Annotated in this window: 16 protein-coding genes; 7 read left to right on the forward strand and 9 right to left on the reverse strand. The window is 71.0% G+C overall.

The genetic code is table 11. The features are described from left to right. The first annotated feature begins 66 nt into the window (after positions 1 to 66). From ACH4SP_RS08370 to ACH4SP_RS08380, 3 genes are read left to right on the forward strand one after another with little or no spacing between them, the layout of a single operon-like run. The gene (locus ACH4SP_RS08370) at positions 67 to 255 is read left to right on the forward strand and encodes a gas vesicle protein (protein ID WP_398411845.1); all 189 of its coding nucleotides are present in this window, start codon (positions 67 to 69) and stop codon (positions 253 to 255) included. A 22-nt stretch (positions 256 to 277) separates the two neighbouring features. Next, the gene (locus ACH4SP_RS08375; protein ID WP_398411408.1) at positions 278 to 586 is read left to right on the forward strand and encodes a gas vesicle protein K; all 309 of its coding nucleotides are present in this window, start codon (positions 278 to 280) and stop codon (positions 584 to 586) included. A gap of 6 nt (positions 587 to 592) precedes the next feature. Next, positions 593 to 1,639, forward strand: a complete 1,047-nt coding sequence (locus ACH4SP_RS08380; RefSeq protein ID WP_398411411.1) for a cation diffusion facilitator family transporter — start codon at positions 593 to 595, stop codon at positions 1,637 to 1,639. Here the strand turns inward: ACH4SP_RS08380 and ACH4SP_RS08385 are convergent. Beyond that, on the reverse strand, positions 1,617 to 3,158 hold the full coding sequence (locus ACH4SP_RS08385; protein ID WP_398411414.1) for a bifunctional phosphatase PAP2/diacylglycerol kinase family protein: 1,542 nt from the start codon (positions 3,156 to 3,158) through the stop codon (positions 1,617 to 1,619). The two genes, ACH4SP_RS08380 and ACH4SP_RS08385, sit on opposite strands and share 23 nt — an antisense overlap. Positions 3,159 to 3,411: 253 nt before the next feature. Here ACH4SP_RS08385 and ACH4SP_RS08390 point away from each other — a divergent pair, with 253 nt between their 5' ends. Beyond that, the gene (locus ACH4SP_RS08390) at positions 3,412 to 4,203 is read left to right on the forward strand and encodes an RNA polymerase sigma factor SigF (protein ID WP_398411417.1); all 792 of its coding nucleotides are present in this window, start codon (positions 3,412 to 3,414) and stop codon (positions 4,201 to 4,203) included. A 58-nt stretch (positions 4,204 to 4,261) separates the two neighbouring features. On the opposite strand, the gene ACH4SP_RS08395 is transcribed toward ACH4SP_RS08390, so the two are convergent. From ACH4SP_RS08395 to ACH4SP_RS08420, 6 genes are all read right to left on the reverse strand, one after another. Continuing rightward, entirely contained in the window at positions 4,262 to 4,822 is a 561-nt protein-coding gene (locus ACH4SP_RS08395) for a hypothetical protein (RefSeq protein ID WP_398411420.1), read from the reverse strand. Between the two features lie 10 nt (positions 4,823 to 4,832). Then, entirely contained in the window at positions 4,833 to 5,273 is a 441-nt protein-coding gene (locus tag ACH4SP_RS08400; protein WP_398411423.1) for a hypothetical protein, read from the reverse strand. Positions 5,274 to 5,315: 42 nt separating this feature from the next. After that, positions 5,316 to 6,098: a hypothetical protein gene (locus ACH4SP_RS08405; RefSeq protein ID WP_398411426.1), complete on the reverse strand. Its 783-nt coding sequence runs from the start codon at positions 6,096 to 6,098 to the stop codon at positions 5,316 to 5,318. 61 nt (positions 6,099 to 6,159) lie between these two features. Continuing rightward, a complete protein-coding gene (locus ACH4SP_RS08410) occupies positions 6,160 to 6,759 on the reverse strand; it encodes a hypothetical protein (protein WP_398411428.1) in 600 nt (199 codons plus the stop codon). Positions 6,760 to 6,811: 52 nt separating this feature from the next. Further along, positions 6,812 to 8,365 (reverse strand): hypothetical protein, encoded by a 1,554-nt coding sequence (locus ACH4SP_RS08415; protein WP_398411431.1) that lies wholly within the window; start codon positions 8,363 to 8,365, stop codon positions 6,812 to 6,814. A gap of 120 nt (positions 8,366 to 8,485) precedes the next feature. Then, on the reverse strand, positions 8,486 to 9,874 hold the full coding sequence (locus tag ACH4SP_RS08420) for a pyridoxal phosphate-dependent decarboxylase family protein (protein ID WP_398411433.1): 1,389 nt from the start codon (positions 9,872 to 9,874) through the stop codon (positions 8,486 to 8,488). Between the two features lie 1,298 nt (positions 9,875 to 11,172). On the opposite strand from ACH4SP_RS08420, the gene ACH4SP_RS08425 reads away from it, so the two are divergent. Both ACH4SP_RS08425 and ACH4SP_RS08430 read left to right on the forward strand, forming a co-directional pair. Continuing rightward, positions 11,173 to 12,429, forward strand: coding sequence for an aminotransferase class I/II-fold pyridoxal phosphate-dependent enzyme (locus ACH4SP_RS08425; RefSeq protein ID WP_398411438.1), 1,257 nt, complete (start codon positions 11,173 to 11,175; stop codon positions 12,427 to 12,429). A gap of 201 nt (positions 12,430 to 12,630) precedes the next feature. After that, the gene (locus ACH4SP_RS08430) at positions 12,631 to 13,689 is read left to right on the forward strand and encodes an MBL fold metallo-hydrolase (RefSeq protein ID WP_398411440.1); all 1,059 of its coding nucleotides are present in this window, start codon (positions 12,631 to 12,633) and stop codon (positions 13,687 to 13,689) included. 49 nt (positions 13,690 to 13,738) lie between these two features. Here the strand turns inward: ACH4SP_RS08430 and ACH4SP_RS08435 are convergent, their stop codons facing one another. Together ACH4SP_RS08435 and ACH4SP_RS08440 are read right to left on the reverse strand one after the other, a co-directional pair. After that, the gene (locus tag ACH4SP_RS08435) at positions 13,739 to 14,398 is read right to left on the reverse strand and encodes a DedA family protein (RefSeq protein WP_398411443.1); all 660 of its coding nucleotides are present in this window, start codon (positions 14,396 to 14,398) and stop codon (positions 13,739 to 13,741) included. Beyond that, a complete protein-coding gene (locus tag ACH4SP_RS08440) occupies positions 14,395 to 15,177 on the reverse strand; it encodes an MBL fold metallo-hydrolase (protein WP_398411446.1) in 783 nt (260 codons plus the stop codon). Before ACH4SP_RS08440 ends, ACH4SP_RS08435 begins: the two co-directional genes overlap by 4 nt. 126 nt (positions 15,178 to 15,303) lie before the next feature. On the opposite strand from ACH4SP_RS08440, the gene ACH4SP_RS08445 reads away from it, so the two are divergent. Beyond that, positions 15,304 to 15,729, forward strand: a complete 426-nt coding sequence (locus ACH4SP_RS08445) for a hypothetical protein (RefSeq protein WP_398411448.1) — start codon at positions 15,304 to 15,306, stop codon at positions 15,727 to 15,729. Positions 15,730 to 15,815: the final 86 nt, after the last annotated feature.

The raw sequence follows: 15,815 nt of genomic DNA on the forward strand, positions 1-15,815 counted from the left end.
CGCTCCCCGGACCACCGCTCCCCGGACCACCGCTCCCCGGACCACCACCACCCCGACGACCACGGCATCGACGCCCTCGCCCAGCGCGAGATCGCCCTCGTCGACCTGCTCGACCGGCTGCTGGCGGGCGGGGTGGTGCTCTCCGGTGACCTGACGCTGCGGATCGCGGACGTCGATCTCGTACGCATCGACCTCAACGCGCTCATCAGCTCGGTCAGCGAGAACGTGCCGTCTCCCTTCGAGGACCTGAACTGACCCGTAGAAGAGGTGAGTTGACATGAAGGGTGAGCGTCTCACCGGTGACGAGGCCAGCCGCAGGAAGGTCGAGCTGGACGCCGACACCGTCGAGCGCGACCTGGCGACACTCGTCCTGACCGTCGTCGAGCTGCTGCGCCAGCTCATGGAGCGGCAGGCACTGCGCCGCGTCGACACCGGCGAACTCACCGAGGACCAGGAGGAGCGGATCGGCATGACACTGATGCTGCTGGAGGACCGGATGGACCTCCTGCGGAGCAGGTTCGGTCTGGAACCCGAGGACCTGAACATCGACCTGGGACCGCTCGGCCCCCTGCTGCCCCGGAACTGACCCTCCATGAGCGACAGTTCACAAGTGGATCCCGCCGATCGCGCCGCGAACACCGGCCGCGGCTCCGACCGCAAGACCCGTATTACGGTCCTGGTGGCCCTCGCCGCCAACCTCCTCATCGCCGCAGCCAAAGCCGTCGGCGGCCTCGTCTCGTCCTCGCCCGCCCTGCTCTCCGAGGCGGCGCACTCCGTCGCCGACAGCATCAACGAGGTCTTCCTGCTGGCCGCACTGCGCCGCAGCCGCCGCCCCGCCGACCGCCGGCACCCCTTCGGCTACGGCAAGGAGCGGTACTTCTGGTCGCTCCTCGCCGCCGTCGGCATCTTCGTGCTCGGCGCCGGATTCTCCTTCTTCCAGGGTGCCGAGGCCCTGCTGAAGCCACCAGCCGGGGAGTCCACCAGCGGTTACGCCGCCGGGCTGATCGTCCTGGGAGTGGCTCTCGTCGCCGAGGGCAGCTCCCTCGTCCGCGCCCTGTGGCAGGTCCGCAAGCAGCCGGGCGAGGGCCTCGGCAAGGACCCGGCCCTGCGTACCGTCGTCGCCGAGGACAGCGCCGCCGTCGTCGGCGTACTCGTCGCCATGGCGGGCATGCTCGCGCACCTGGCCACCGGGCAGGTCGCCTACGAGGCCGCGGCCTCGCTCACCATCGGACTGCTCCTGGTGTACGTGGCCTACCGGCTCGGCTCCGGCGCCCGCGCCCAGCTCATCGGCGAGGCCGTCGACCCCGAACTGCGCGACGGAATCCGTGAACTCCTCGACTCCCAGCCGGAGATCGACCGGGTGGCGGCCCTGCTCACCATGCGGCTCGGCATGGAATCGACCCTCGTGGCGGCCCGCATCGACCTGATGCCGGGGCTGGACAGCGAGCGCGTCGAGCTGGTCTCCGAGCGCATCAAGAAGCACCTACGGAAGACCTGGCCGGAGGCCGACCAGGTGTTCCTCGACGTGACGGAGGCCCCCACCGACGAGCGCGCAGACGGCGAACTCGTACCGGGGGAGCGTCCGGGGCGGCGGGAGTCGAAGGGGCGGCCCGGTCCTACAGAGCCGTCTGAATCGTAGGCAGCGGCCGGTACACCGTGAGCGCCTCGTCCGCCTTGTCGATCACGAACGCGGGCGGCGCCTCGGCCACCTCGCCGTCGAAGGCGAGCGGTGTCCCCGGCGCGATCCCCGCCAGTCGCAGTCGGCGCATCCGGCCCGCCGAGTGGAACGGGGACCGGCTCAGCGGCCCGGACAGCGCCGCCAGGACCAACCGCAGTCCCGGCAGCCGGCCGCCGTGCACCACCCTGACGTCGAGCAGCCCGTCCGCGAGGTCGAAGCGGCGGCCGGGCGTCGGGCCCATCCGCTGGTACAGGCCGTTCCCGGCGAACAGCATCCACATCCCGCGCCTCTTGCCCCGCACCTCCGCCTCCAACGGCCGTTCCCCGCGCAGTACTTGGTGGGCGGCGAGGACCCCGGCGGGCCAGCCGCCGATCCGCGGCGACCAGCGTTCGCGGATGCGGACCAGCTCCGGATAGACGCCGAGGCTGAAGGTGTTCAGGAAGTAGCCGGGGGAGCCGTCCGGGTCGGGGCCCGGGGTGAACCGGCCGAGGTCCACCTTGACCGCGTCGCCCGCCTCCAGCGCACGGCAGGTGTCCTGCACGGTCTCGATGTTGAGGTCGTACGCGAAGTGGTTGAGGGTGCCGCCGGGGAAGACGGCGAGCGGAACTCCCGCGCGGGCGGCGGCCACCGCGGCGCGGTTGACCGTACCGTCGCCGCCGCAGACGCCGAGCGCCGTGCCGCTCTCCACGGCCTTGTCCAGCTCGGCGCACAGGTCCTCGGGACCGACCTCGCGCACGTCGGCCTCGGGCAGGGCCTCGCGTACGAGAGCGGCCTTGGCAGTGGCGCTGCCGGAGGCCGTGTTGACGACGACCACCAGGTCCCGGCCGGCGGGCAGCCGGGGCGCGTCGGTGTGCGGGCGGCCGGGCGAGGGCAGCTGGTCGCGGGTCGGCACCAGGCCCCGTACGGCGAAGGCGGCACCCACGCCGAGCGCCGCACCGACCAGCACGTCACTGGGGAAGTGCACACCGGTGTAGACCCGGGACAGTGCCACCGCGCCCGCCACCGGCGCCACGACCGCGCCCCAGCCCCTGGACTCCAGGGCGACACCGGTCGCGAACGCGACGGCGGACGCCGAGTGCCCGGACGGGAAGGAGGTGGTGAGGGGCTGGCGCTTCAGCTGCCGCATCAACGGTACGGAGTCCAGCACCGGCCGCACCCGGCGTACGGAGCGCTTGCCCACGGTGTTCACCGTCGCCGAGGCCAGCGCGAGGGAGGCCACCCCGCGCAGCGCGGCCCGCCGGGAGCGCGTACTGCCGCCGAACACGGCGATGCCGGCGGCGGCGCCGAACCACAGCAGCCCGTGGTTGGCGCTGCGGCTCAGCCGGGGCAGCACCCGGTCGGCACCGGGCCAGTGCCGGGACGCGACGGTACGGAAGACGGCGTGGTCGCGGGCGGTGAGCCAGTCGGCGACCCGGCCGGGGGTCGGGGCACGGGGAGGCACGGGAAGGCGCTTGACGTGGTGCGTCATGGGGTCGGACATGGCACCCGGTTACCCTGCCCGGCCGATCCGAACCGGCCCCCTGCCGGTTGCCCGGCCCCCCGTTTGCCCGTCCCGGGCGGGGGCAGGCGATCCCTGTGCTTCGGACCGGAGGCACGTCCGTGGGAGCGGTGGCCCCGGTGCTCCGGGCGTGCGCCGATCAACCGGTCGACCGGCAGGCACCGGCCCCGGTTTCCCCTCCCCGCGGTGACACCCATCCGTCCGCACCGTTCCAGAGGTCTCAGGGAGCAACTCGATGCCCACTCACACGTCAGGCAAGCACCCGCACGACGACGCGCCGGACACGGCGGCCGCCTTCCAGCGGCTCGCCGGACTTCCCGAAGGCCGCGAGCGCGACCTGATCCGGCAGGAGATCGTCAACGCGTGGCTGCCGATGGCCGGGAGGTTGGCAGGCCGGTTCCGCAACCGGGGCGAGTCCCTGGAGGACCTGCGGCAGGTCGCCGCACTCGGCCTGGTGAAGGCCGTCGACCGGTACGACCCGGAGCACGGGGCGGCGTTCGAGAGCTTCGCCGTACCGACCGTCACCGGAGAGATCAAGCGGCACTTCCGCGACCACATGTGGACCCTGCACGTGCCGCGCCGCGTCCAGGACCTGCGCAACCGGGTCCGCACCGCGCACCAGGAGCTCGCCCAGACGATGGTGGGGCGCTCCCCGACGGTCGCCGAGATCGCCGGACAGGCCGGCCTGACCGAGGCGGAGGCGCTCTGCGGGCTCGAAGCCCTGGACTCCTTCACCGCGCTCTCCCTCGACGCCGAACTCCCCGGCAGCGAGGACGGCTACTCGCTCATCGACGCCATCGGCGGCCCCGACCCGGCGCTGGACGTGGTCGTCGACCGCGAGGCGGTCAAGCCGGGCCTGCGTCAACTCCCCGAACGGGAACGGAAGATCCTCTACATGCGCTTCTTCCGGGACATGACGCAGAGCAGCATCGCGGAGGACCTGGGACTCTCCCAGATGCACGTGTCGAGGCTGATCACGAGGTGCTGCACGCGGCTGCGCGCGCAGGCGCTGAAGGATGCCGCCTGAACGGCGGTGTGCCGGGCCCGGAGCGGGGACCCGGCACACCGCGTGACTGCGCCAGGTCTCAGACCGCGAGCACCCGGAGCGAGGGGTGGTCGTAGGAGTTCAGGTACAGCTTCTCCTTGGTGCCTTCCTGCTCCAGCTCCACCACCAGCCGGTAGTTGTAGACCCCGGGCTTCGCGGTGCTCAGTATCGTCCCCGCCCAGTAGTAGTAGACCGGCGTGAACTTGTCGCGCATCTTGTCCGGCCCACCGTAGATCTTCAGCTCGGTGAGGATCTTCTTCTCCGCCACGTCCTCCTCGTCACCGATCTCGGTGTCCAGGACGACGATGTTGTTGATCTTTGGCATGGGCGGCCAGGTGCCGTCCAGCCGCTTCTCCATGTCGATCGGCCGGATGATCCAGTTGATGACCTGGCCCTGCTTGCAGACCGTCTCCAGGTGCCGGGTGCCCTGACCGGTGCCGCCCACGCTGTTGTCCATCATGTAGATGGCGTTCTCCAGCGACTTCTCCTGGGTGGCCCGCTCCATGTTGATGAGCGTGACGATGTTCAGCTGGACGGAGTTCAGCTGGCCGGCGTTCTGCTTCTGCGGATCCTGCACGCTGCTGCGCGTCGTGGTGCTCAACGTTCCTCCTCTAGCCGAACAGGAAAGACGACTGGGTGCTGGTGACGGGCTCGGTCCGGGTGCCGACCCGGTACCTGATCCTGTACGGGACCGGCTGGGCCGGCACCGTCTTCACGGTCGCCGTCCAGTACGAGACGTCCGTACCCGGGTAGACCTTGCGCTCAGGCTCGGCCACCGACGGGTCGATCTCGATGCCGTCGATGGCGACGTACGCCTCGCACTCCAGGGCCAGCGGCGACCACAGCAGCGTGTCGCCCGCCTTGACCTTCGTGCGCAGTTCCTCGGTGCCGAAACCGGTCGATCCGCCGGTCCGGTTGGTGTCGTACAGGTACACGTGGCCACTGGTGCTCAGGGACGCCAGTACGCCCACGGCATCCACGACCGCGCTGATGGCGATGGGGCGTTGGTTGATGGCGCGGGGTGTGCTCCGCGGCTTCGCCTTGGTGGTCATCTGCTCCTCCTCGTCCGTCCGTTGTCGGGTGGTGCGCACGCGCTAGGAGACGGGCAGGAAGCCCATGCCCGTGCCGGTGAAGGCGTTCCGCTTGGGGTCCGACGTGATCCTCAGGTAGGACTCGCAGGTCAGGTTGACCGGCTCCCAGAGCATCTCGTAGCCCTGCTCGACCAGCTTGTGGAGCTGGATCTTCATCGTGTAGGCGTACGTGCCGGGGCGGGACGTGTCGACGGTCGCCGACCAGTACCACCCGTCGGTGACCATGTCGGGGGAGCCGTACTCCGCCGGGTACATGATCTTCTCGTCCACGGCCTCGCCGTAGATGTCGGTGATCACCGGGGTCGGATAGCTGAGCGCGGCGGTCGAGTCCGCCGACACCACGTTTCCGGTGAGGTCGAGCACCTTCGCGTCGGAGGGGCCGCGGGTGCGCCGGGTGGACTTGACCCGGGTGCCGACGGACCGCTGGATCTGGGCCAGCTGCCCCGCGGTGTCCGTGCCCTGCGCGCCCGGCTGGTTGACGATCGCCTCCAGGTCGGCCAGCGCCTGCGCGTCGGTCTGCCGGGCCCGGTCGGCCTGGTAGCCCTTCGGGACCGTCGGGGGGATGGAACCCAGGCTGTACGGGAGCCAGTTGAGGACCTGCTCGCTGGCCTGCGAACCGTCGCTCCAGTAGGAGCCGTTGATCGCGGTGACCAGCCCGCCGGTGCCCTCGCCCTGGGAGCCCTGGAGCTTCATGTTGTCGAACAGGTAGGTGTTGTCCTGCAGGGACTTGGCCTCCAGTGCGTTGGCTACGTCCACGAGCACGATGATCGCTAACTGCTGGGGCATGAGCCCGCCTTCCTCGACTGAGCTGTTTCTGTGGTGGGCGCGGAGTGCGCCGCCGTCGCCGTCACGAACGCGGGGAGGTGGCCACCAACGCGGCCGACTCGACCGTGAGGGTGCTCCGCGGGCCCTCGTACATCTGGAGTTCCAGCCGGTACCTGAGGGGCGTGCCCGGGGTCAGGTGGTAGGGGACGACGCCCGACCAGACGGCGAGTTCCAGGTTCTCGTACGTCTCCTTGTGGCCGTTGGCCTGGTGCACGGCAGCGCCGTTGTCCCGGTCCTGGGCAAGCCCCTGCGAGGGCCGGCCCTGGGCCTGCTGTCCCGGTGCCTGCTGTCCGGGTGCCTGCCGGCCGGGGACCTGCTGCCCCTGGGTGTGCGGGCGGTGTGCCGCGGTGCTGCCCTGGTGGGCCCCGTTGTCCTGGCCGATGAAGGTGATGCTCTTGATCTCCACCGGGGTCTGCAGGTCCACCGCCAGCGCGGTCCACTGGACCGTCTGGCCGGGGCTGACGACCGTCTGCAACTGCGGTGTGCCCTGGCCCCTGCTGTCGAACGGGCCGTCGTCGATCAGACACAGGTTTCCGTTGCCCAGCGTGCCGTCCGAGAGCGCGCCGATCACATCCACCACGGCGACGATGTTGACCTTCTGTTTCACTGCCGCTGTTGTCACTGATGCCACTCCTGTCGCGTGCTTTCGGGAGTTTCCTGTCCGTCGGGCAGGCCTAGCCGCGGTCGCGCACCAGGGGGACCTTTCCGACGTCTGTGCGCTCGATCTCGGCCGACATCCGGTGCACGAACTTCACCTGGAACTGGTAGCCGGTCTTCTCGATCGAGGCGGGATTCGCCTCCCCGTGGTTGAACAGCGAAAGCGACCGGGGGAGGGAGTTGAGGAACGTGTGCTGGATCCCGTAGGGGCCCAGCGCCGTCTCCAGGCTGTAGGTCAGCCCGGGTACGTCGTCGACGGTGGCGACGAGTACGAGGGTCTTGGCCTCGCGGTAGTTGATGAACTGCACCTCGTGCGCCACCACGTCCAGGTCCACCGCCGTGGTGGCCCGCAGCTCGTCGCGCAGCGACTCGTAGGCGCGGGCCGCCGAGTACTGGCTGTCGTTGAGGTGCAGTACGTCACCGGTCCGGCCGGCGAACTCGAACTGCTCGGTCTTCGGTCCCGGGCCGTCGAGGCGGGGCCGCCGGATCATCCGGTCGCCGAGCTTGAGCCGCAGCAGCGGGGTCTCCTGCGCGTGCAGCCGGGTGACGACGAGTTCGCCCTCCTCGCCCTCGCCGACCCACTGGCCGTCCTCGTCGACGATCTCGATGAAGTGGAGACCGGGCACCGAGGCCAGGAACGGGGACTCCTCGCTCAGCTGGAGGCCGATGGTCTCCGCCTGGGTGGCCGCGAAGTAGCTGAGGATGGAGAGGTTCGGGTACATCGCCCGCAGCTCCACCCGCTTGCGCTGCGCCAGCACCCCGCTGCCGTACAGCGCGACCCGGAAGCTCTCCTTGGCCTCCTGGCTCATGCCGGCCCCGAGGTCGCTGAGGATCGCGATGCCCGCGGTGATGCCCATCAGGGCCTTGGGCCCCGGGTAGGAGAACATGTGCTCCAGGACCGGGGCGGTGACCGGTCCCGCGCCGATGTAGTTGATGCCCGGCACGTTGCTGAGGACACCGCCGACCATGGTGCCGCTGCTCCACATCTGGTAGTCGGCGAGCGTGGTCATCAGCCACTTGGGACCGACCCCGGGCAGGTACTTGCCCAGCTGGTACGTCCCCATGAAGTCACCGGCGATGCGGTACGTGTCCTGCAACTCCCGCAGCGAGTAGACCACTTCGAGCGGACGCCCGCCGCTGGTGCCCCCGCTGGCCACCACCTCGAACCCGCCGTGGCTCAACGGCACCACCATGCCGGGGCGCTCGTCCATGAAGAAGTCGCGCTGCACGTCCTTGTCGGAGAGCGGGACGCTCTGCCATTCCTTGTACGATCCGGGCGCGTCGTTGATGCCCGCCCCGGCCAGCCGGGTGCGCCACAGCGGGTTCAGCCGGGCGGTGTGGACCAGTTGCTGGAGCCGGCGCAGCACCAGCGCGTCCTGCACGGCGTGCGGCAGCTCGCTGTAGGGGGCCTGGCAGGCGTGGGCGCACTCCTGCAGCTTGCCCGCGAAGGTGGGGAGTCCTCTGACGGCGCCGACGGACTGCGGGTGCCATTCCCAGTCCGGAATCAGACGCATGGCCAGGGCGGTGGCCTCGTCCGGCGTTATTCGAGGCTGCGGAGAGAAAGTGGTCATGCAGGGTTCCCTTTGCTCGAACGGTGTGTGCCTGGCGGTGTGTGCCAGTGGTGCGCGCCAGGTGGCGCGTGCTTGGTGGTGAGTGCCTGCTGGTGTGTGCCAGGTGGTGCGTGCCCCCGGTCAGCCGTGGAGCAGCTCTTCGCCGACCTTCCGGATCTCTCCCAGCAGCATCCGGAAGTGCTCGACGGTGATCTGGTGGTTCATCATCACGACGCGGAGTGCGGCCATTCCGTCGACGTTGACCTTGGAGATGAAGAAGTCCCCCTGGCGCTTGATCCGGTTCCTGATCGCCACCTGGAGCCGGTGCGTGTCGTCGGCCCGGATGAGGTCGGCGGGCCGGTAGCGGAAGCAGAGGATGTTCGACTCGGGCTGGTGCAGGGCGTCGAAGTCAGGCTCCTGCTCGACGACGCGGTGGGCGTCCGTGGTCAACTCGCAGAGGTAGTCGATCTTTTCGGCGAACAGCGCCCGTCCGAAGATCGACCACAGCGTCCACAGCGGCATGATCATGGGCCGCTTGGTGCACTCGAAGTTCTTGCCGCCGCTGTCGAGATCCGTGTAGACGTCCGGCTCCTCGTCGAACACGTAGCTCGCCTGCTGCCGGAACGCCCCGAGTCCCTTCTCCTTGTTCCGGTAGAAGAGCAGGGTGCAGGGCGCGGGGACGAACATCATCTTGTGCGCGTCCCAGGTCAGCGAGTCCGCCTTCTCGATGCCCTTGAGCTTGGAGCGGAGCTTGTCGGACACCAGCAGGCTCGCCCCGTGGGCGCCGTCCACGTGCAGCCAGATGTCCTTCTGCCGCGCCAGGTCGGCGAGTTCGTCCAGCGGGTCGAACGCGCCGACGGCGGTGGAGCCCGCGGAAGCGACCAGGCAGAAGACCTTCAGCTTGCGGCGTTCGGCCGCCTCCAGCACGTGCGGCGCCTGGTCCATGCAGATCTGCTTGGCGTCGTTCAGCGGCAGCTTGACCAGCTGGTCCTCGCCGATGCCCAGCACCCCGGCCGCCCGTGACACGCTGTAGTGCACGTCCGCGCCCACCGCGATGGCCGGGCGGGGCTGGTCCGTCAGCGAGGTCGCGCCCTCGCTCCAGTAGCCCGGGAACTTGTCGTTGCGTGCGGCCAGCAGTGCGGTCAGGTTCGCCAGCGAGCCGCCGGACGTGGTGACCATGGCGAAGCGCTCGGGCTCCCAGCCGATGAACCGGTTGAGCTCGTCCGCCATGAGCTGCTCGGCCACGTTGGGGAGTTGCCCGGCCTCGTAGAAGGACGACGGCTGGTTCACGACGGAGCTGACGAAGTCCACCACCCCGGACAGCGGCACCACGCCGGAGAACTGCCGACCCATGTATCCGGGGGAGTGCACCGGGATGCCCGTCCGGATGTAGAGGTCCAGGATCGCGCCGAGCTTCTCCTCGTCGAAGGGGGCGATGCGATCGCTCTCAGGGACCATCAGCTCCTTCGCCGCCTGGGTCAGGACGGTGGGCCTGATCAGTTCGAGACCCCTGATCGAGAGGTCCGACAAGTGCTTTTCCAGCCTACCGAGTGCCGATTCTGAATTTTCCCGGAACAGCTGGGGGTCAAAAGCTTCGAGCAGTAAACCGGCGGTGGGGTCCTGCGGCCGGGCCTGCGTCATGGTGGCCTCCTTCGAAATGGGCTCGGAGCCCAGCGTGTTGGTGTCCTTCCGGGCAGGGGAGACCGCAATTCCGGAAGACATGTGGAGAGGGAGAGTACGGACGGCACGGAGCCGCCTTCGGTACCGGGCGAGCACGACAGGGGTTTACGCACAGGGGAATTCCGTAATCGCCCTGAAGACTCGCAAGGAAGTTTTTCGCATGCGTGTGGAAGCCAGATGTGGGACGACATGCGTACACGTGTCGGTGCGGAGACGTAGTGGTGCCCAGCGGTGTACTGCGGCGTGCGGAACTGGTTGCCTCACGGCGGGCGGCGAGCCGCGCCGGACGGCTGGGCGGCGTGCCCGGGGGCCGGGGGCTGCGCCTGATGGCGGAATTCGTGCTTGGTGACCGCATGGCCTGGTGGGCTCTGTTCGGTCAGCCGTGGAGCGGTGCTTGAGCACCGTTCGCGCAAGGGGCCGCGTCCCCCGCAGGACAAAGGATTTCCGTTTGCCAGAAGCTGCCCCCCTCGGACACCTTTGTTCCACCAGTGTTCCACCAGTGGTCTACTGCCGGTCCACTGCGAGAAAGAAGGACCACTCCCCGGTTTCTCCCCAGTAACCGGGCAGCACGTTCTGCATGCAGTTCTTTCGGTGCGACTTGCTACGCAATGCTGTCGCTCTCTTACAGAACTGACAATAGGCCCTGCGGTTCCGTGTTGCCGGGGTGCACGTGCAGATGTCCGAAAACGGTGCGGGGTGGCTCGCCCTAAAGGTCTGGACGAAGCAAGGGACTTACAGGTCAGCCGCCCGGTCGCGGTGGTTGCCGGTCGGATATGCACGCCGGGCGGGTGTCCGTTTTCGGCGCGACAGGGGAAGGCTTTCTCGGCCGAACGGCGCAAAGTCGCGCCCGTGTCCGGATCATGAAATGACGGCCAGGTGAATCTGTGACGACTTTCCGGCCCTGGCGTCCCGGAAAGCGCCGGAAGGCCCCCTCGGCGCGCGGCCGGTGACCGGCCCCACCCGGCGCGGGCGCCCCGGCCCTCCGGGGGCGTGCGTGCCCGGAGGGCGCGACCGGGAGGACGGCCCTCGCGGATGCGGGCGTCGGACCCGACGGGAGGCGGTCCGCCGCAGAGCTACGTATAAAGGGCAAGGGGGTCAGGGCGGACGTCCTGGCGACGTGACCACGACACCCGGCGGAGGTTCCAGGCATGCAGCGGATGGCTCCCGAGGACCCGGCGCGAGCCGACCGCGGCCGGGTCCGGCACGGCCCCCCGGCCCCGGACCCGGGCCTGCCCGTGCTGCCGGAACTCGCCGCCGTCCTGGCCGCCGCCGCGGGCCGCACCGTCTGCGAGCCGCCCGGCGGCGGCGCGGCCCTGCGCACGGCTGCCGCCGGGCACTGGCGGCTCCGGGGTCTCGGCGTCGACCCGGACGGCGTGGTCGCCGCCCCGGGCGGACCAGCGCTGCTGTTCGCCCTGATGGCGGCCGTCGGGGGCGACGTGCTGCTGCCCCGGCCCTGCCCCGCCTGGTGGGCCCCGCAGGCGCGGCTGCTCGGCGGCGGCCGGTCGGCGTTCCACGTGCCCACACCGGCCGAGTGCGGCGGCGTACCGGATCCGTACGCACTCATGGAGACCGTGCGGCGGGTCCGGGACGAGCACGGGGACCCCCGGCTCCTGCTGCTCAGCGTGCCCGACGATCCGACCGCCACGGTCGCACCGCCCGAGACGGTCCGCGCCGTCTGCGAGGTCGCGCTCGCCGAGGGGCTGTGGGTGATCAGCGACGAAACCTGGCGCGACACCGTGCACCGGCCGAGCGAGACGGTGTTCTTCAGCCCCGCCGAGATGTTCCCCGACCACGTCCTCGTCCTCACCGACCTGGCCGGTGCGCTCACCCCCACCAGCTGGCCCGCCGCCGTCGCCCGGCTGCCCGCCACCGGGCCCGGCGCGCACTTGCGGGCCCGTACTCTCGACGTCCTTGCCGCGCTCGGTGCGGCCGTCCCCGCCCCGGTCGCCGAGGCCGCCGCGTACGCCCTGCACGACCCGGAACCCGTCGTGGCCCGGGCGGCGGCCGCCGCCCGGCTGCACGCCAGGGTCCAGGGCGCGGTGCACCGTGCGGTCCTCGACGCGGGGGCGTTCGCCAGGCCCCCGGTGGCCGGACGCCATCTGTACGCCGACCTGGACCCGCTGCGCGACGGGCTCGCCGCCCGGGGCGTCACCGACTCCATGGAGCTGGAGGACCATCTCACCGAGCGCCTCGGCACCCCGGTCCCCGGCGGCCACCGCTTCGGCGACCCGCTGGGCGCCCTGCGGGTGCGCCTCTCCACCGCGCCCCTGCTCGGGGCAACCCCGCAGCAGCGAATGGAGTCCCTGACGGCGGAGGAACCGCTTGAACTCCCTTATCTGGAGCAGGCGTTGAACGAACTGGGTGCCGCCATCGCCGAACTGGGCCGACCGAACCGCGCCGACTGAACCGCGCCGACCGCACCGTGCGGACCCGCTCCGCGCAGATCCGTCCTCCTCGTGCAGACCCGCCGCCCCGCGTGGACCGCCCCCGGGCGGACCCGCCCCCCGGACCAAGCCCGAAAACCGTAGCCGTAGCCGCAGTCCTGTCCGCCGTCGCACCCCGCAGCCCTACCCGCAGCCGTACCCGCCGCCGAACGGAGCCTCTCGATGACGGAACAGACCGAACTCACCGACCCTCCGGAACGCTCCGCGGGCCGGGCCTCGGACCTGGTGGAACGATCCCGGCAGCCCGCACGTTCCTCCGGAACCCGGCCCCTCTGCGAGGTCCGCACCAGCTCCTGGCCCCGTACCTTCGCCGACCGCCTCACCGCACCCCTCCCCGGCGTACGAGCACTCGCCCGGCTGGCCCGCGAAGGCGCGATGCGGCCGGGCCGCGAAGGGCTGCGCGACATCGCGCGACTGCCGTTCGCGCCGGGCCCGCTGCCCGTCGTCGACGCGTCGACGATCGCCGTCACCTGGGCGGGCCACGCCAGCTGGGTCGTACGCGTCGGAGGGCTCACCGTGCTCACCGACCCGGTCTGGTCCCGCAAGATCCTCGGCACGCCCGCCCGCGTCACCCCCGTCGGGGTCCGCTGGGAGGACCTGCCGCCCGTCGACGCCGTCGTCATCAGCCACAACCACTACGACCACCTGGACGCCCCCACCCTCAAGAGGCTGCCGCGCGACACCCCCCTGTTCGTCCCGGCGGGCGTCGCCCGCTGGTGCCGCCGCCGAGGCTTCACCCACGTCACCGAGCTGGACTGGTGGGAGGGCACCGAACTGAACGGCGTACGGCTCGACTTCGTCCCCGCCCACCACTGGAGCAAGCGCTCCCTCACCGACACCTGCCGCACCCTCTGGGGCGGCTGGGTCCTCGGCGACCGGCACGGCCAGAGCGTCTACTTCGCGGGCGACACCGGTTACGGCCACTGGTTCCGCGAGATCGGCGACCGCCATCCAGGTCTCGACCTGGCACTGCTCCCCATCGGCGCGTACGAGCCCCGCTGGTGGCTGCGCGACGTGCACCTGGACCCGGAGGAAGCGGTACGGGCCTGTACGGACGTGGGCGCCCGGCGGATGGCGCCCATGCACTGGGGCACCTTCGTGCTCTCCGCCGAGCCGGTGCTCGAACCCCTCACCCGGGTCCGCGCCGCCTGGGAGCGGGCGGGCCGCCCGCGCGAAGAGCTGTGGGACCTGCCGGTGGGCTCGTCCCACGTCCTCACGTAACGAACCTCATGGGCTGGGAAGACGGCGCGTGGGATGTCTCACCGCCGCTTCAGGCCGTCGCCCGCCGTACCCGCCGCCACAGCGACGGCACCCCGCTGATCAGGAGCGTCGCGACGACCGCCGCCACCACGCCCTCCCACGGCCGGCCGAACAGCGTGCCGCCGGCCACCCCGACCAGCTGGTAGGCCGCCGCCCACGCCAGACAGGCCGGTACGTCCCCACGGGCGAACCGGCCGATCGGCATCTTCGCCAGCAGGCACGCCAGCATCACCGGAATCCGCCCCGCCGGAACCAGCCGGGACAGCGTCAGCACCTGCCACCGGTGCTCCTCCAGCTTGTGCTGAGCCTGTTCGAGCCGGTGCTGCGGCGCCCGCTTGCGCAGCGCGTCCAGCCACTTCGACCCGTGCTCGGAGCGCACCCCGCGCACCCCCAGCCAGTACAGCGCCAGGTCACCCACGAACGCGCCGGCGGCCGCCACCACGAAGACGAGCAGCAGCGACACCGGCGGCATGCTCTGGTGCAGCGCGACCACCGCCGCCGTACTCACCAGCGCCCCCGTCGGCACCACCGGCACCAGTGCCCCCAGCGCCACCAGCGCGAAGAGCGCCGGATAGCCGACCGCCTGCTGCGTGGCCTCTGCCGGAACGTGCACGTCCACCGCCTGCGCGGTGTCCAGAACCCACTGCGCGGCCACCCGTCGACCGCTCATGCGGGACCCTCCGTCCGTACGCTCTCGCCGTGTTCCAGCCGGTGCACCGCCACCTCGGGCGCCAGCGCGGCAGCCTTTCGTACGAACTCCTGGCCCGGCGCGTGGAACTCGTGCGGCCGCACCCCGTCCAGGCCGATCGGCCAGTACGTCCCGTAGTGGATCGGCACGGCGTGCCGCGGGCCCAGCGCGGCCAGCACCTGCGCCGCCCGGCCCGCGTCCAGGTGCCCGACCCCGAGGCGGGGCCCCCAGCCGCCCACCGGCAGCAGCGCCGCGTCCACCGGTCCGACCGCATCCGCCATCCCGTCGAACAGCCCGGTGTCCCCGGCGAAGTACGTGGCGGACGCGCCCTCGACGACGTAACCCAGCGCGGGGCAGCGGTGCGGCCCGACCGGCAGCCGCCGCCCGTCGTGCTCCGCGTGCACCGCCCGCACGGTCAGCGCGCCGATCCGCAGGTCCTCGCCCGGCGCGATCTCGGCCGTACGGAACCGGCGCAGCCCCGGCACCTGGCGCACCGCACCGCGCGGCACGACCACCAGCGTGCCCGGAGCCAGCCGGGCCAGCGACGGCAGATGCAGGTGGTCGGAGTGCAGGTGCGAGATCAGCACCGCGTCGGCGAGCGCCGCATCGGCGGTCGGCAGGACGCCGCCGCGCCGCCGCAAGTGGGCAAACCGGCGCACGAACAGCGGGTCGGTCAGGACGCGGACCCCGGAGTCGTCGACCGTGCAGGTCGCGTGCCCCCACCAGGTGATGACGGTTCCCGCGCTGTTCTCGCTGCTCAACTGGACCGGACTCCTTCCGCGATGCCCGACCCACCCTACGGCGCCCCCCGCGCCGCCCGTGTGCGCCTCCTCGCGCCGGGCCGCGCGGAGTAGGGTCTGCGGCGACGGCAGCGAAGGGGACGGGTCATGGACGACGCACGTACGGACACCGACGACGTCCGGGTCGCGGTCATCGCCAGCCTGACGCCTCTTGAGGAGCTCGACCACGACCCCTTCCTGGTGGACACCCGCAGCCAGCACGCGATGTGCGTCCGCTGGGCCACCGACAAGGGCTACGTCGTCACCCGCCAGCTCGTCCTGCACGGCCTGCGCCCCGACCACCGTGCCCTGTGGGCCGACGTCGACGCGGGAGCCGTGGACTTCTTCGTCGTCCCCAACGAGCGCGTCCTGGAGCAGGCCCTCACCTCCGCCCGCGACTTCTCCGCCGAGTGCGAGCGGCGCGGTGTGCGGCTGGAGACGGCAGGGCTCGACGAGCCGGTCTACAGCGCGCCGATGAAGGCCGACGTGCACCGCAGGCTCTCGATGCCGACGGCCGGATACGACGGCTGCTGATCCCCTTCGCCCGATCGCCTTCGCCTGATCCCTTTTGTCGGAATTCCGTCGGAACCTTCCCGTCCGCTGTGACAGGCTGACCGGAC

The sequence above is a fragment of the Streptomyces sp. NPDC021093 genome, assembly GCF_044333135.1.
Taxonomy (GTDB): domain Bacteria; phylum Actinomycetota; class Actinomycetes; order Streptomycetales; family Streptomycetaceae; genus Streptomyces.

Coding starts and splice junctions, on each gene's coding strand:
- ACH4SP_RS08425 (WP_398411438.1), top strand. CDS start 11,173: ATGCAGCGGATGGCTCCCGAGGACCCGGCGCGAGCCGACCGCGGCCGG.
- ACH4SP_RS08445 (WP_398411448.1), top strand. CDS start 15,304: ATGGACGACGCACGTACGGACACCGACGACGTCCGGGTCGCGGTCATC.
- ACH4SP_RS08375 (WP_398411408.1), top strand. CDS start 278: ATGAAGGGTGAGCGTCTCACCGGTGACGAGGCCAGCCGCAGGAAGGTC.
- ACH4SP_RS08385 (WP_398411414.1), bottom strand. CDS start 3,158: ATGTCCGACCCCATGACGCACCACGTCAAGCGCCTTCCCGTGCCTCCC.
- ACH4SP_RS08400 (WP_398411423.1), bottom strand. CDS start 5,273: ATGACCACCAAGGCGAAGCCGCGGAGCACACCCCGCGCCATCAACCAA.
- ACH4SP_RS08415 (WP_398411431.1), bottom strand. CDS start 8,365: ATGACCACTTTCTCTCCGCAGCCTCGAATAACGCCGGACGAGGCCACC.
- ACH4SP_RS08380 (WP_398411411.1), top strand. CDS start 593: ATGAGCGACAGTTCACAAGTGGATCCCGCCGATCGCGCCGCGAACACC.
- ACH4SP_RS08430 (WP_398411440.1), top strand. CDS start 12,631: ATGACGGAACAGACCGAACTCACCGACCCTCCGGAACGCTCCGCGGGC.
- ACH4SP_RS08405 (WP_398411426.1), bottom strand. CDS start 6,098: ATGCCCCAGCAGTTAGCGATCATCGTGCTCGTGGACGTAGCCAACGCA.
- ACH4SP_RS08435 (WP_398411443.1), bottom strand. CDS start 14,398: ATGAGCGGTCGACGGGTGGCCGCGCAGTGGGTTCTGGACACCGCGCAG.
- ACH4SP_RS08390 (WP_398411417.1), top strand. CDS start 3,412: ATGCCCACTCACACGTCAGGCAAGCACCCGCACGACGACGCGCCGGAC.